12 protein-coding genes and 1 tRNA gene are annotated in these 15,755 nt (G+C 62.8%); 5 read left to right on the forward strand and 8 right to left on the reverse strand.

The window, feature by feature from the left end; translation table 11 throughout:
• Window positions 1-33 precede the first annotated feature (33 nt).
• From V1280_RS31330 to V1280_RS31345, 4 genes are all read left to right on the forward strand, one after another.
• The gene (locus V1280_RS31330) at window positions 34-1,008 is read left to right on the forward strand and encodes an AraC family transcriptional regulator (protein WP_334533501.1); all 975 of its coding nucleotides are present in this window, start codon (window positions 34-36) and stop codon (window positions 1,006-1,008) included.
• Window positions 1,009-1,223: 215 nt separating this feature from the next.
• Window positions 1,224-2,009, forward strand: coding sequence for a sterol desaturase family protein (locus V1280_RS31335; RefSeq protein WP_334533504.1), 786 nt, complete (start codon window positions 1,224-1,226; stop codon window positions 2,007-2,009).
• 187 nt (window positions 2,010-2,196) lie between these two features.
• Window positions 2,197-3,225, forward strand: a complete 1,029-nt coding sequence (locus V1280_RS31340; protein WP_334533506.1) for a glycosyltransferase family 2 protein — start codon at window positions 2,197-2,199, stop codon at window positions 3,223-3,225.
• A 1,219-nt stretch (window positions 3,226-4,444) separates the two neighbouring features.
• Complete coding sequence (locus V1280_RS31345; protein ID WP_187437447.1) at window positions 4,445-4,603, forward strand: hypothetical protein; 159 nt, start codon at window positions 4,445-4,447, stop codon at window positions 4,601-4,603.
• A gap of 39 nt (window positions 4,604-4,642) precedes the next feature.
• Here V1280_RS31345 and V1280_RS31350 read toward each other — a convergent pair whose 3' ends face one another.
• The 8 genes from V1280_RS31350 to V1280_RS31385 all read right to left on the reverse strand — a co-directional run bounded on the left by V1280_RS31350 (window position 4,643) and on the right by V1280_RS31385 (window position 14,606).
• Window positions 4,643-4,849 (reverse strand): hypothetical protein, encoded by a 207-nt coding sequence (locus V1280_RS31350; protein ID WP_334533515.1) that lies wholly within the window; start codon window positions 4,847-4,849, stop codon window positions 4,643-4,645.
• 1,170 nt (window positions 4,850-6,019) lie between these two features.
• Complete coding sequence (locus V1280_RS31355) at window positions 6,020-6,313, reverse strand: hypothetical protein (RefSeq protein ID WP_334533517.1); 294 nt, start codon at window positions 6,311-6,313, stop codon at window positions 6,020-6,022.
• Window positions 6,314-6,478: 165 nt separating this feature from the next.
• Window positions 6,479-6,643 carry a hypothetical protein gene (locus V1280_RS31360; protein ID WP_334533520.1) on the reverse strand — a complete coding sequence of 55 codons (165 nt, stop codon included), beginning with the start codon at window positions 6,641-6,643 and terminating at the stop codon, window positions 6,479-6,481.
• Window positions 6,644-6,911: 268 nt separating this feature from the next.
• Window positions 6,912-6,988 (reverse strand) — tRNA-Arg (locus V1280_RS31365).
• 66 nt (window positions 6,989-7,054) lie between these two features.
• On the reverse strand, window positions 7,055-8,137 hold the full coding sequence (locus V1280_RS31370; protein WP_334533522.1) for a sensor domain-containing diguanylate cyclase: 1,083 nt from the start codon (window positions 8,135-8,137) through the stop codon (window positions 7,055-7,057).
• A 1-nt stretch (window position 8,138) separates the two neighbouring features.
• Window positions 8,139-11,249 (reverse strand): bifunctional diguanylate cyclase/phosphodiesterase, encoded by a 3,111-nt coding sequence (locus V1280_RS31375; RefSeq protein WP_334533525.1) that lies wholly within the window; start codon window positions 11,247-11,249, stop codon window positions 8,139-8,141.
• Window positions 11,250-11,503: 254 nt separating this feature from the next.
• Window positions 11,504-13,237: a putative bifunctional diguanylate cyclase/phosphodiesterase gene (locus V1280_RS31380; RefSeq protein WP_334533531.1), complete on the reverse strand. Its 1,734-nt coding sequence runs from the start codon at window positions 13,235-13,237 to the stop codon at window positions 11,504-11,506.
• A gap of 403 nt (window positions 13,238-13,640) precedes the next feature.
• Window positions 13,641-14,606: a sensor histidine kinase gene (locus V1280_RS31385; RefSeq protein ID WP_334533534.1), complete on the reverse strand. Its 966-nt coding sequence runs from the start codon at window positions 14,604-14,606 to the stop codon at window positions 13,641-13,643.
• A gap of 194 nt (window positions 14,607-14,800) precedes the next feature.
• Here V1280_RS31385 and V1280_RS31390 point away from each other — a divergent pair, with 194 nt between their 5' ends.
• Window positions 14,801-15,640 (forward strand): SDR family NAD(P)-dependent oxidoreductase, encoded by an 840-nt coding sequence (locus V1280_RS31390; protein WP_334533537.1) that lies wholly within the window; start codon window positions 14,801-14,803, stop codon window positions 15,638-15,640.
• The last annotated feature ends 115 nt before the right edge of the window (window positions 15,641-15,755 follow it).

Below are 15,755 nucleotides of genomic sequence, written 5' to 3' on the forward strand. Positions count from 1 at the left end.
AATCCCGTCAGCCGCTATTCCGCATTTCTGGCCTTGACCATCGCGGCCTATATCGTCGATTCCGCCCCGGGCGTCGGCGCGCTGGCTCTGCCGCTGCGCCTGCCGGTTCATCTCATCAATGCCGGCATGCCGGCGGCGTTCTGGATTGCGATGAGCGCCATCTTTGTCGATGAATTTCGCCTGCGCTGGTACCATTGGCTCGGCGGGCTCGCGTTGATGGGGTTCGCACTGATCGATCTGTTCAGGCATCCGATGTCCGTCGATGTGGCGCGCACCTGTCTGTCGGTGTCCCTTTTGCTACTCGGCATCTGGAACGTGCTGTCGGGGCGTGCGACTGACCTCGTTGAGAACAGGCGACGGCTCCGCGTCTGGTATGCAATGGTCACCGCGCTCTATGCACTGTTGAGCATCGGCTCGGATTGGCTTTGGCCCGGCGGGCTTTCGGCGGCATCGATCAGTCTTGCCAATGCGGCCAGCCTGACGGCGCTGATTTTCCTGTTCGCCGTGCTGGGCACGCTGGCCTCGGCCGAAACATCTCTGGTGCCCGCGCCTGCGCTGGCAGGGACGCTGGCAAGAGAGCTGGCACGGCAACCGGCCACGATCCTGCCCGATCCACAGTCCGCGGTGCCGGCAACAGAGCCCGATGCAGCTGAGCTCACGGCGCTGCGCCGCCTGCTCGACCACGACAAGGTCTTTCGCGAGCCGGACCTGAGCATCGCAACATTGTCACAAAAGCTCGACATTCCGGAATACCGCCTGCGCCATCTCATCAACCGGCAGCTCGGCCATCGCAATTTCAGCGCCTTCGTCAACGGCTATCGCCTGGCTGAGGCCGAAGCCGCGCTGAGCGATCCCTCGCAGGCCGCCGTGCCGATCCTGACCATTGCGCTCGACGCCGGCTTCGGCTCGATCGGACCCTTCAATCGCGCCTTCAAGGCGCATACCGGCCTGACGCCGTCCGAGTATCGGCGGGCTCGCGCCGGCGGCATGACGGGTGCCGAAACCTGACCGTTTCCTGATTTGACGGGCCTTTTGCAGGAATCGGCCAGTCCCAGTTCAGGAATCGGCGCGCCGCCGCGCGGCCCTCGTGCAACTTATTGCCCGCGGGCGAGGCGCCTGGGGATGCGAGGTTGCGATGAAGCCATTGATTTCCGTTCTGCAATTCTCCCTTCCCGCCGTGATCGTGATCGCGACACTGGAGGGTCTCGTCCTGGCCCTTGGTGATGCGCCGTGACTACAATTGGCGCGCCTATTGGGCCTCGCTGATCGATGCGCTCGGCCGGCAATATCTGGTCTACACGCTGTTGCCGCTCAGCATCGCGCAGCCGCTGGTCGATCTGGCCTGGAATCACCGGCTGTTCACCATCCCGCTCAACGGTGTGCTGTCGGTGGTCGTACTCGTGATCGCCCAGGACTTCAGCTATTACTGGTTCCATCGCGCCAGCCACCGCGTTCGCTGGTTCTGGGCGACGCACGCGATCCACCATTCCTCGAACGAGTTCAACCTCGCGGCGTCCTATCGCTTCGGCTGGACCGGGAGGCTGACTGGTGCCGCGGTCTTCTACGTGCCGATGATCTGGCTCGGCTTCGCACCGGGGCCGGTGTTCATCGCGGCCGGCATCAATCTGCTCTACCAGTTCTGGCTGCACGCGGAGTGGATTCCGAAACTCGGCTGGCTGGAATATGTGCTCAACACGCCCTCGCATCATCGCGTGCACCACGCCTGCAACGCCGAGTATCTCGACCGCAATTACGGCGGCATCTTCATCGTGTTCGACCGGATGTTCGGCACCTTCGTCGCCGAACGCGACGACCTGCCGTGCAACTACGGCCTGGTGAAGCCGCTGCGCTCCAACAATCCGGTCGTCATCGCGTTTCACGAATGGGCAGCGCTCGGGCGCGATCTCTGGCGATCGCCGACGTGGCGGGGGCGGCTCGCCTGCCTGATCGGCCCGCCGGGTGACGATCCGGCGACGGCGCGGGACATTTTGCGCAGCGTCAATGACTGAGTAACCGTTTGTTAAGGCAACCGCGCGCTGGAAATCTGCCGCGAGTTCATTAACGACGCAGTGCTAATTGCCCTCCGTAGAAGGTCATCTTTGATAAGTTACGGATATGAGCGCAGAGGTGCAAGTCTATGAGTGCGCGAGCTGTTCATGGACGTGATCAACCGGTTCACCGGCAAGGAGAGATGAGATGCAGGTCAGATCCGCGCTTCAGATCAATTTGCATCCGCTGGACGTGCGCCATGCGGTCCACACACTTCCGCATCAGATCGACGTGTGGGGCGATCAGGTCGATCGTATCGTATTCACAGTCGACACCAGGCAGAGCAGGAGCGGCCGCTACAGCGGCGATGCTTATGAGGAGTACCGCGGACGCCTGTTTGCACTGCTGGAGGCCATCGCGCTGAAGTCGCCGAAGGCGGAGATTTCGGAGGTCGACTATTCGCCGGCGGCGCTCGAGTCCGTGCGGCAGCGCTATTTCTCGACAAGCCGCGCCTATCCGGAAAAGGCCTTCGACGGCGGACCGTTTCATGCCTATTTCTACGGTCTCTTGAAGGCGAACGCGGACTATGTGGTGCATATGGACAGCGACATGCTGTTCGGCGGCGGCAGCCAGATTTGGCTGGAGGAGGCGATCGGCTGGCTGAAGACGACGCCGGATGCGCTGTTCGCCGGACCACTTCCCGGTCCGCCCCGCGCTGACGGCACGCTCGCCGATTTGCATGGGGCTTTTCCGGGGTTGACCGGCGTCCAGCCGCCCGAGCGGCTGGCCGCCGCCTACCCGGCTTACCGTTTTCGCAGCGTGAGCACGCGCATCTTCGTGCTCGATCAAAACAAGTTCGATGCATCGGTCGGCGCGCTGGAGCTGGTGCGGCCGAATCTCCGGCGCCGGATCCGCGCAAAATTGTTTCGCCAGTCGCCGCTGACCATGCCGGCCGAGGAGATCATCTCCGCGGCCATGATGCGCAAGGGACTTTCCCGCATCGACTTTCTCGGTTCGGGAGCCGGGCTCTACTCGCTTCATCCGCCGTATCGCACGGAAACATTCTATCGGGAATTGCCGCACCTGATCGCACGCATCGTGGCCGGTGCGATCCCGGAAGCCCAGCGCGGCGAGTACGATGTCAATTCAAGCATGTTCGACTGGACGGAGGCACTGAGGCAGAAGACCACCGGTCGTCGCCTTGCCCGCGCCGTACGCACGCTGCTGTCGAGCTAAGCATCGCGGTCGAAAGCTTGCGCCAGCGGCCAACCCACGCCTCGGGTTCGTAAGTCTGTTCAGGAATGGCGCACGACGGCCGATGAAGATAGGCACTACTGCTTCGCCGTGACGCTATGATGGAGCAGCCAGCTAAGCGCTACAATCGGCAAAGCTGCGACGGCCTGCGATCCAGCACTACGCCTTTTAGATTCCTATATCGTGGGACGGTTCGGTTGAACCGCTCAATAGCGGCCATCCCCAGCAGCCTCCGGGATAAACGAGAGGGGCCATAAGACGTGACTTTACTCAAGGATCGTGATCAGTGGCCAGCTGCCAAAGTCAGGCTGCTGGAACGCTTCTCTGAAAACGGTCAGCAACAATTTGCAAGGTGTCTTGGCTGTCAGTCATCAACGCAAGATAGCTGAGCGAGTGTTCCTAGTAGATCCGGAGTGACGTGCTTCCAAACCGAAGCGTGCCTTCGACGAAGTCCTCCCAGACCTCGTAAGGTGGTAGCTCCAGATCATTTTGAGGGTGGGCCGCTAATTCTCGTCTGCGGCGGTCGGACACGGAAGCGACCCCGCCCAGCGGATAGCTCGGTAGGGCCGCCTGCTTCCCGGAGGCCCGGGGCTGGAAGTGTAAGAGCCGGCCCGGTTGGCCAGTTCAGTTTATGCCGGTGCAATGGAAAAGATGACTGCCCAAAGGGGGCACTCCGTTGGGAACCGAGCTGCTTCACAAAGTCGAGACCTCCGAAAGTGTCATCGATTCTCGGCATAGATCGTGCAGGCTAGTTTGGATCCGGGATTTGCTAGTTCCCCCCGGGACTTGGAACCTTTTATTCAAAGGAAGTTCCATGCCATCGTCTATTGAACAGATTGTTTCCGTCTACGTTCGATTGAAAAATAGACCTGCATTGGAAGACATGCGCATGCACCGGCGCCAGCTACTAACTGATCTCCAAAGCAGGACTGGTGTCGATCCTAGGCAATCGGTTCTGGCTCTGCAGGGGGACCTCAAGCTGATCGAAGCAGGGCTGAGGCAGATTGGACAGGATTGATCGGCGGCAACGGCTGCGACTGTCTTTCACCCGCTCGGATCGAGCGCTTGAACACCGCTAAGAAACATAGCCCACCGGTCACGCTGGCGGGCCGCCGGGCTTGCAACGCGACGCCCGTGCCATTCCAAAATAGTTTTGAACCATTCGCCGCGCCATCCGTCTGACTCTGCGGAGGTAGCACCAATGATGCCAGACCAACTAGCCCGCCAGGAGCAAATCGCAGTTCGTTTGGCGCAATCCAAGCGCTTGCTGAAAGCCGTGAACGATCCCACGACCACAGAGCGCATCGGAAAGCTGATCAGCGACCTTGAGCACGAACAGGCGGAAGAAAAAGAGAAGTAAGCCGCCTCAGGCTGCCCGGTATGTATCCGGATCCGCCCGTCAGCCGCAGCTGTGGTTCTTGGCGTGCAGTGTGGTGCGGTCTCCCATCATCTCCTCGACGTAGTCGTCGATCGCCTTCGTCAGCTTCTCGCGGTCACCGCTGAGGCGGGCTTGAGTGCCAAAGATGAGGTAACGGCGAAGTCGGTCGAGCTCGGCGAGGTCTGCCTTCGCGCGTTCGGCCTCCGCTTCCTCATCGAGCTTGCGCATCCGCTCTTTGTGGTACGCCTTCGCGGCTGCGCGGTTCTCTGCATCAGCCCCGCGTCGACGAACTCGCGCGCATCGAGCGCGATCGGCAGCAGCTGACGGCGGTCGCCGGCTGAGGCGGTAGATCAAGAGGCCCCGCCGGTTCACGCTGGCGGGCCAACTCTGCTGAGTTCGCCCGAGTGCTATAATTCGGAGGATCGATTCTTCGGGCAGTCGGTTGGATGGGCATGCGCATCCGCATCTTGATATCGGCAGGCTCGCTGACCCTTGTCGGCCTCCTCATCTCTGCTTGCGCAAATTCAGGTGACCCCGTATCGCGGTCAGCAATTCGTTCTGGCGCGCCATGGGCCCGAGATCTCAGCGAACCGCCCCCTAGTCGGGAGCCCATCAATGAGGCTGTCCCGCAGACAAAGGCGGCCCTGAATGCCGCGCGCGAGAGAGCTTTACGTTAGTCCGAGCTTTAAGGTGGGTTGCCCGGGGCTTCGGTCCTGCGCTCACGCGGCCGGTGCAGACATCGGGCCTATTGCTTTAGCCCGGCGGGCTTTTCTTTTGGCTTTTGCGGGCGCGGCAACCTGGGGCCTTTCAGGCCGCTGTTCTTGTGCCCTGGTTGGTTGCTTCGGGCAGAGAAACCTCGCGGACCATCGCCGCTCGAATCTTCGTTGGACGTCCAGAGGGACGGCAGACATCGGAAAATCTCCTCGCCCCCGGGGTTCGTTGCCTTAACGCGGAGGAAGCTCCAAAGGTCCTCACCATGCGCCCTTGGTCATCGCGTGTTTCGATACCCCATGATTGCAAGCTGCGGGTTGCCCCGCTCAAAGTCAGGCCGGATATCAGGACCACGACTACCGCAACCCTGGCAGACGAACCGCGGCTCGAGATCGGATAGCCCTACATTGTCAGGCCAACGGTCGGCGTCCAGAGCAACATGATGGCCACAATGGCAATAGACCGGCACGCCGCGCACACCCATCTGCCGCATCTTACCAAGGTGATCTTAAGTGGTCGGCCGTCGGCGTGCGCAGGGTTGGGGCGGCGGACAGGGCGGGGCATGCCGCCATCGAAACGCGCCGTGGGCCAGAGTCAAAATTGTCGATTACTAGTCGTCCGGAACGGGTGCGAGCTACTGCGCGTCGTGGTGCGGACGAAGGGAGCCCGCCGTTTCACGCATCTTTGCTAATTGGCGGTGCTGCCGCTCTTGGCCTTGGACGACTGCTTCACAACCGGCTTGGCCGGCGCGGCCGACTTCTTCGACGCATCATCGCCGCGGGCAGTTCCCCACGGATCGACCGGCTTCTGTTCCGGAACATTGTTGAGGGAGCGTTGATAGGCGCGCTCAGCCCGATCATCGGCCGCTTTCTGCGACGCCGTCTTCTCCTTGGGCTCCTCGCCAGGCCCTAGAACATGCTCCTGCGCCAGCGCGGGGGCGGCCATCAGGGCAAGCAAGACGGCGACGGCGATTTTGTGCATCGAGAAACTCCCCGTTCTGCGACGAGCATAACACCGCGCCGATTGTGGTAGCAATGCAGCCGAGCGTGAGTTGGGTATGACGTTGATCGCACGATGCGCGCGCTATTAGCCCTCAACCGTATTCGTGGTGATCGTGTCCGCGCCGCTATTCCTTGGCGCTGTGGTTCACTGCGCCATGGCTCGTGAAGTGCGCGCCAAGCTGCATGTCCAACGGCCTTCGTCAGTCTCGACGACGGTTTCGCGGTTGACGTTCTCGCGCACAATCTTGGTGATCTCGTTGAGCGTCACGGCATCGATATTGGAGCTGCGGGCCGCGCCGCCGCGATCCATAAGCGCTACGGCCGATGTATGTCTCGTCGATTTCCGCGGTGGCACCAGAACCGCCCATGGGCGCAAGCTTCCCGCGGGCCTGACTGACGCCATACTGTTTGGAATTTTACGAAGGTTCTCGGACGAACCTGCGCCATCGATCCAGCCCCGATATCAGTCGTCTCGACTTCAATCGTTGATCGAAACGCCAAGCGCTCAGAAAACAACTCTGTTGCTTACCCGGCGGGCGAAGCAGCGAACGCAAAGTCCAATAACTATTTGATTTTGCTGGCGCACCCGACACGATTCGAACGTGTGACCTTTGCCTTCGGAGGGCAACGCTCTATCCAGCTGAGCTACGGGTGCAGCGAGGGTCCATGTAGCCGATTGGCGAGGGGTGGGCAACCGGTCTCGCCGCGACAATCGCCGCGCCTAGGCCGATTTGCGTGGCGCAAGGCCAGGAACCGGACCGCTGACCGGCACATTGTCCCGGCCGAGGCCTGCGAATTCGGCCAGGATCCGCTCGGAGCTGACGACACGGTTACGGCCGAGCCGCTTGGCGGCATAGAGCGCCTGGTCGGCCGCACCCAGCAGCCGGTCGGGGGCGCCGTCGGCCTCGCCGGGGATGTGACTGGCGACGCCGACACTGAGGGTCACGTGGTTGCCGGCCCCATGGGCGCCATGGGCGATGCGCAACGCCATGACGGCCCCGCGGATCTCCTCGGCGATGGCGCAGGCATCGTCGCAGCCCATGTCGGGCAGGATCAGCGCAAATTCCTCGCCGCCATAGCGGCTGGCGAGGTCAAGCGGGCGCACCGCGTGGTGGCTGACGACGCGCGCGACCTCGCGCAGGCATTCGTCGCCGGACTGGTGGCCGTGCTCGTCGTTGAACAGCTTGAAATGATCGACGTCGACGAACAGCAGCGCCAGCGGCTTCTGCGTCCGCTGCGCGCGCTCCCATTCGGTCATCAGCATCTGGTCGAAGGAGCGGCGGTTCGACAGGCCGGTCAGCCCGTCCTTGGTGGCGAGCTCCTTCAGCGCCATTTCGGCGCGCTTCTGGTCGGTGAGGTCGCGAAGCGTCTCGACCACGGCGATCAGATGGCCGGCCTCGTCATGGATGGGGCCTGCGTCGATCGCGAGATAGAGCTGGCTGCCGAGCTTCGGCATCACGCACCAGTTCTCCGCGCTGAAGCCGAGTCCGTTGTGGCCGCGTGCGGCGTACTCCGAATAGAATTCCGGTAGCTGTTCGGGCCGGTCGAGTGCGACCAGATCGGCGAGGCAAGGGCGCTTGGTCTCGTAGAAGGCCTGCCAGTGCTTACTGGTGCCGATCACCTCGGAGGCGGCAACGCCGGTCAGCCGCTCGCACGCCCTGTTCCAGATCACGACGCGGCGCTTCGGGTCGATCACGAAGGTCGGCACCACCAGATGCTGCATCAGCCGCACCGCGTAGGAATCCGCGACGTCGACGGTCTTTGCAGGAATCTTTCCAACAGGAGTCTTGACGAGTTTTGCCATCTCAGGCCACCGCCGCGACGGGCATGGCGTCGCCCGGGCCGAACAACCCGCGTACGTCCGCAGCCGGCTTCGGCTTGCTGAACAAATAGCCCTGCATCTCCGTGCAGCCGAGCGCGCGCAGCATCTCGCGCTGGGCTTCGGTCTCGACGCCTTCGGCCACCGTCGTCATGTTGCTGGCGGAGGCGATGTTCACCACCGCCTGCACGATCACCGGCGACCCGCCGGAATCGGCGATGTCGGCGACGAAGCAGCGGTCGATCTTGATCTTGTCGAACGGGAAGCGCTTCAGATAGCTCAGCGAGGAATAGCCGGTGCCGAAATCGTCGAGCGCGATGCGCACGCCGATCGAGCGAAGCTGGTGCAGGATCGAAAGGGCCGCATCGTCGTCGCGGATCAGCACGGCTTCGGTGATCTCGAGCTCGAGCCGCCGCGGCTCGAGCCCGGAGGCTGCGAGCGCGCCTGCGATCCGCAGCGCCAGCGTGTCGCATTTGAGCTGCACCGGCGAGACGTTGACGGCGACGCGCACGTGGGGGGGCCAGGTCGCGGCCTCGTTGCAGGCCGTGCGCAGCACCCAGTCGCCGAGTTCGTTGATCAGGCCGGTGTCTTCGGCGATCGGAATGAATTCGGCCGGCGAGACCATGCCGCGCTCGGGATGACGCCAGCGCAGCAGCGCCTCGCAGCCGGAGACCTCGCCCGAATGCAGATTGACCAGCGGCTGGTAATGGATCTCGAAGCCGCCGTCGACCAGCGCCTGGCGCAGATCCTGCTCCAGGGAGAGGCGGGCCTTGGCGCTCGCATCCATCTCCGGCACGAAGAAGCGGTGGGTGCGCCGCCCTTCCGCCTTGGCGCCATACATTGCGAGGTCGGCGTTCTTGATGAGCTGGTCGAGATCGGCGCCGTCCTGCGGCGCCATCGCGATGCCGATGCTGGCGTCGGTGGAGAGCTGGTGGCCGAGGCAGTGATAGGGGGGGCGGATCGCTTCATGGATCCGCGTCACGAAGGACAGCACGTCGGCGGACGATTCGATTTTGGTCTGGATCACCGCGAACTCGTCGCCGCCGAGCCGCGCGATCAGATCGCCCGGCTTGAGGCAGGCGCGGATGCGGCCCGCGATCGCCTTCAGCAGCTCGTCACCGACATGGTGGCCGAGCGAATCGTTGATGCCCTTGAATTCGTCGACGTCGATGTAGAGCAGTGCGAACTGTTCGCCGCCGGCGACCTTGTCCAGCTCGCGCTCGATCTGCGCGCGGAACAGCGTGCGGTTCGGCAGGTCGGTCAGCGCATCGTAATGCGCCATATGCGCGATCTTGTCATGGGCGCGCCGCCGCTCGGTGACATCCTCGACGACGTTGATGAGGTAGCGCGGCTCGCCGGAGGAGTCGCGGATGCCGATCCGGGTCGAGGTGATGTAGCGCAGTCCCATGGTCTGGCTCGTCCAGGCATGTTCGTCCTTGGACAATCCCTCGATTGTCTGCAGCGCCTTGCTGTCGTCTTCGGTGACGACCCTGGCGGTGTCGACCGGGTAGATGTCGAAGGGGGTCTTGCCGACGATGGCTTCGCGCGATTGGCCGAATTGCTCTGCAGCGGTGCGGTTGATCAGCAGATATTGCCGCGTCAGGGCGTCTTTCACCGTGATCTGCGACGGGATGTGATCGATGATCTCGCGGAGGAACGTGTAGTTGCGATCGCGCTCCTGTTCCAGATTGAGCCGTTCGGTGATTTCCTCGATCGTGGCGACCCATCCGCCCTGCGCGAGCGGCGTGTTGATGACCTGGAAGGCGCGACCGTTGGGCAATTGATGGGTTTTTGTGGCGACCTTGCCTTCGGCAACGCCCCTCATGACGTCGGCGCAAAACGCTTCGACATCGCCGCTGTACGCGTTGCGCTCCTTGCGGTGGTGCATCGCTTCGGTGATGTGACAGCCCGGCTTGATGACGTCGTGCGAAAGGCCGAACATGTCGGCGTAGCGGCGATTGCAGGTGACGATGTATCCGGCGGCGTCGTACAGGATCAGCCCTTGCGACATGTTGTTGAGGGCGGTGTCGAGCCGCAGTCGTTCCGCCTCCAGCCGCTGCTGGGCTTCGCGGTTCTGCCGGTTGATCTGACGGATGATCATGAAGAGGATCAGCGCGATCACCGCCGCCGAGAGCGTCGCGGTGGTGACCATAAAGCCGGTCTGCTGCCGCCAGTCGGCGAGCGCGGCCGACATGGTATTGGTCGCGACGATGACCAGCGGGAAATGCGTGAGCGACGCGGCCGAGCCGAGCCGCTCCTCTCCGTCAACGGGACTCTTGACGCGAAGCGTGTGCTGACCGCCGCGGGTCAGCACCTTTTGCATCAGCGGCGCGTTCTTGTAGTTGGTCCCGATCAGCGATTCGACATGCGGGTAGCGCGCCAACATGACGCCTTCGCGATCGAACAGCGAGATGGCGGCGCCTTCGGCCAGCGCGACCGAGGCGAAATAGCGCTGGTAGCTGTCGGGATCGATCCGGCGGACCAGTACGCCGACGAAAGTACCGTCCGGCAGGCTCAATCGGCGCGCCACGATCGTGGTCCATTTGCCGATCAGGAAGCTGCGCACGGATTCCAGCAGCACCGGTTCCGACATTGGATTCGATTTGAAGGTCTGGAAGTAGGCGCGCGAAGACACGTTGATCTTGGGAAGCGGTTGGGCGCGCGACCAGGAGATCAGGTTGCCGTCGGCATCGTAGACCGCGATGTCGCCGAGATAGGAGACCGCGCTGATCTTGCCCCTGAGCATCCGGTGGGCCTCAAGCCCCGACATGCGTTCGCGGAACATCTGTGGCGAGGTGATCTCCGGCAGGTGCATCTGCCCGATCAAATCGGCGGCGACGACATCGGAATCTTCAAACTGCTGATCGAAGTGCCGCGCGATCAGCTGCACGGTGTTTTCCAGCTCGCGTTCGCGGTTGGTGAGCGTCTTCTCGCGAAACTCGCCAACGGCCATCGCGGTCACGGCGAAGATGCCGGCGACCAGCAGCGCGCCCGAGAGTGTCAGCCACAGCACGGGGCCGCGCCGCATGGCAGCGTCCCAGCCGCTTTTCGCGGCCGAGAATATCGCAGCTGCCATCCCTGAAAAAATCTGGCGCATCCCGCTCCCCTGGACGACCAGAAATACTATGGACAGATGGCGCAATGCTTAGGAAAGCCGGTTACCCATGGCTTAAACCGGTTGCGGATTTATACGGAGATCCACCCACGCGGGAACCGCGCAGCATCACGCCACGGTTGTACGTCGCCTGCACGGCGCGCTGCGCTGCATCGTTAATCGAAGCTTAATGCGAGGCGCCCGCGCTCTTGTCGCCGCCGCCGATCGAGCCGAGCCCGCCGATGACGACGACGCCCCTACCGCCGATACCCGCTCGCCCGCGAATAGCCCTGGCGGTTCTGCTGCATCGGGCGGGCGGAGACGCTGGCGCGGGATTCGCTCGAGGCAGGCGTGGCGAGCTTCAGCTCCTCCAGGAAGATCGGGCGGGCGAAATAATAGCCCTGTGCGTAGCGGATCTTGGTCGCGGCCTGGAGATAGGCGAGCTCCTCGTAGGATTCGAGGCCTTCGGCGATGACGGTCATGCCCAGCGCTTCGCTCAAGGATTCGATCGCGCGCAAAATGCCCTGGCTGCGCGGGCGCTTATGGATGTCGGTGATGAAGGAGCGGTCGATCTTGATCTCGTCGGCGGTGATGTCGGCGAGCGCCGACAGCGACGAATAGCCGGTACCGAAATCGTCGATGGAGATGCCGACGCCGAGCTTGCGGAACATCGGCAGGATTTCCGACTGGAAATGATTCCCGGCGATGAAGGCGTCTTCGGTCACCTCGATCATGAAGCGCCGCGGAAAACCGGTGTCGTCAAGCGCCTGCGCAAAGCTGCGCATGAATTCGGGATTGCCGGCCTGCTTGGCGGCGACGTTGATGCTGATGGTCGCTTCCGCACCGAACGTGTCGTTGATCAGGTCGATCGACTTGACGATCTCGGCCAGCACGAGATGGGTCAGCTCGTCGATCAATCCGAGCTCGCTCGCCAGATTGATGAACGAGCCCGGCGCCTGGATCACGCCCTCGTCGTCGCGCAGGCGCACCAGCGCCTCGATGCCCGTCACAGCCTGGGTGCGGATATCGACCTTGGACTGGAAGGCGCAGCAGAAGCGCTTTTCGAGAATCGCGAGCCGCAGCGACTGCTCGATCTTCATCCGCGCCAGTGCCTCGCGCTCCATGCCGGCATCGAAGAAGGCGGCGGACCCCTTGCCGTTGTTCTTGATGCGGTACATCGCGATGTCGGCGTTCTGGCGTAGCGTCTCGAAGCTGCGGCCATGATCGGGATAGAGGCTGACGCCGACGGAGGTCGAGGCGAAGACTTCCGAATTGTCGATGAAGAACGGCGCGGTCAGCCGCTCCAGCGTCGATTGCATGAATTCGGCGACCTCTTCCTGGCTCCGGATCGGCGAGAGCAGCAGCAGGAATTCGTCGCCGGAGATGCGCGACAGCATGTCGGAATCGCGCAGGTCGCGGCCGAGCCGCTTCGACAGCTCGACCAGCAGCGCGTCGCCGACGGTGTGGCCGTAATAGTCGTTGATGTGCTTGAAATTGTCGACGTCGAGAAAGGCGAGTGCAAAACGCTCACCGCGATCGCCTGCGAGCAGGCTGTTGGCGCGATGCTCGATCACGCGCCGCGAGGGCAGCCCGGTCAGCTCGTCGAAATAAGCCGAGCGAAACAGCTGGTCCTCGAAATTCTTCTGCTCGGTGATATCGGCGGAGGCCGAGATCAGGAGCTCGCGGCCGGCGAGCTGGACCGGCCGATGGGTCGTCAGCAGCACCTGGCGTGCGGTGCCGTCCTGGAGCGCTTCTTCGGAGGTGACCGGCTGTCCGGCCCTCAGCGCACGTTCGCAGGCCTCGCGGCGCTGTGCGAGATCGGGCGACGGGCGGCTCCCGTCCATGCCGAGCTGGGCGGCCGCGACATCGTTAACCAGGAGAAGTTTGCCTTGCGCGTCCTGCACGGTCAGGCCGGCAGGCAGCATTCTAACGATTTCCTTGAGAAATCCGAGTTCGGCTTCACTCGCGCCGTTATGTGCATTGTCGTTCATAGAATTCATGAATCTTGTTGTTTCAGCGCGCCTTTGCAATGAGCGCGATCATGCGCAGTTCCCTCTTAGGTTTGGTTAAGGGGTCCGCAGAAATACGGGGGTGTTTTGGGAGAAACTTGTGGCGTCGCGAGGCGCGCCGCCGATCGTCATTAACAGAAGGTCAACAGCGCTTGCGAAAGCGCGAGCGCAGCGCGCGGCTCTCTTTCGTTTGTATTGGCTCTCTGACTGCGCGGTGGTTTTGATTAGGTTGGTGCAGCCGCGCAGTGGACACCTCTCCCGAAGGGAGAGGTCGGATCGCATCGAAGATGCGGTCCGGGTGAGGGGTTAAGGTCTAACCGTCCGCTGCGGCCCCTCACCCGAATTGCTGCGCAATTCGACCTCTCCCCGCTGGGGAGAGGTGATCTCATTCGCTCTTGGGAATGCGACACTGCATGATGCAGTGCAGCCCGGTCTTCAAATACGAGATCTCGGTCTTGCCGTCGAAGGCGGATAACGCCGACTTCAGCAGCTTGGTGCCGAAACCGGGCTCCGAGACCTTGTCGACGCTCGGCCCTTCGGTTTCGTCCCACGTGACGGTCAGGCGATCGTCGCTCACGGTCCATGACACCTGCAGCAATCCGCGCGGTGAGGAAAACGCGCCGTATTTGCCGGCGTTGGTGGCGAGTTCGTGAAACATCAGTGACAGCGTCACCGCAAGCTTCGGCGGCAGGAACAGCCGGTCGCCGTTGAGTGTAAAGCGGACATGGCCGTAAGGGCCGAGCTCGGAGATCAGGAGATCGCGGATGTCGCAGCCGGCTTTATCTATCCGCGAGATCAAATCGTCAGTCGCGGCCAGCGAGCGCAGCCGCGGGTCGATGCGGGCCCAGACCTGCGGCTGGTCATGCAACACCTGGTGCAGCACGGCGTGCACGGTCGACAGCTTGTTCTTCAGCCGGTGCTGGAGCTCGTCGACCAGGACCTTGCGATAGTCTTCTTCCTCGATCAGGCGCTTGGAGATCCGGCGCTGCTCCGCCAGCATCGTGCGATAATGCTCGACGCCCCAGATCGTCAGCGCGGAAACACCCCAATAGAGCGTGAGCAGGGCGAACCGCGCGCGATCGGCAGAAGCATCGCCGAAATTCACGACGACGCCGAGCACGCCGCCGAGCAGCGCCGTCACGACGCCGATCCGAAGGCCTCCGAAGGCGGCTGCGAAGAACACGGCCGGAAAATACGGCGTGAAGTAGACGTCAGGGCGCACATGCGCGAGCCCCCAGCGGGCCAGGGTCGCGACCAGCACGCAGGCCACCGCGAACGCAATGCTCAGGCTGAGCGATGGCGGTGCCACGCCCTGCCAGCCTTTGCGGAATTCGTCGATCAGCTTCCTCATGCGCAGCCCGGTTGCGAGAGCCGTCCGAAAATCGAGAGACGGGCCATGATGTTACGCATCTCGCATGCGCAAGCAAAGCTTGCCTTGTCGGGACCCGGCAGGAATAGTGATTGTTGCGGCGCCGATTGTCGTCGTGACGTCATCGATCGGTGTCCGCCATTTGGCTTCAAATCATTCGAAATCGGGGACATTCCATGGGCAGGCTTGACGGCAAGGTTGCGGTGATCACGGGTGCGACGAGCGGGATCGGATTGCGTACCGCGGAAGTCTTCGTTGCCGAAGGTGCCAAAATTGTGATCGCGGGCCGCCGTATACCGGAAGGCGAGGCGCTGGCGATGCAGCTCGGCGCTTCCTGCGTTTTCCGGCAGACGGATGTGACTGTCGAAGCGCAGATGCAGGCGCTGATCGCGCTCGCGGTGGAAAAATTCGGCCGGATCGACTGCCTCTTCAACAATGCCGGCGGCCCGGCGCAGACCGGCGGCATCGAAGGCCTCGAGGTCGAGCGCTTCGACGCGGCGATGGCGACCCTGGTGCGCAGTGTCATGCTCGGCATGAAGCACGCGGCGCCCTACATGAAGACGCAGGGATCGGGCAGCATCATCAACAATGGCAGCATTGCAGGCCGTCTTGCCGGCTTCTCCTCCTCGGTCGTGTATGGTGCGGCCAAGGCAGCGGTGATCCATCTCACCAAATGCGTAGCGATGGAGCTCGGCGAGTCCAATGTGCGCGTCAATTCGATCTCGCCCGGTGCGATCGCAACCGGCATCTTTGGCAAGGCGCTGGGGCTATCGACGGAAGCTGCCGAGAAGACGCCGGCGGTGATGCGCGATGTCTACAAGACCGCACAGCCGATTCCGCGCGCCGGCATCCCCGACGACATCGCCCACGCCGCAGTATTCTTGGCGAGCGACGAATCCAGCTTCATCAATGGCCACGACCTCGTCATTGACGGCGCAATCACCGGCGGCCGCAACTGGAGCCAGCAGCAGCAGGGCTATGTCGCCCTGCGCAAGGCGTTCGATCAGGGGGCATAGGAGCTCAGGTGACGGTGCCGTAGGGTGGGCAAAGCGACTTGTCCGCCGTAGCTCGAAGAGCGAAGGCGGAAGCGTGCCCATCAATTCTTTCCATCGCGAGAAATCGTGGGCACGG

The sequence above is a fragment of the Bradyrhizobium sp. AZCC 2230 genome (genome assembly GCF_036924495.1).
Taxonomy (GTDB): domain Bacteria; phylum Pseudomonadota; class Alphaproteobacteria; order Rhizobiales; family Xanthobacteraceae; genus Bradyrhizobium; species Bradyrhizobium rifense.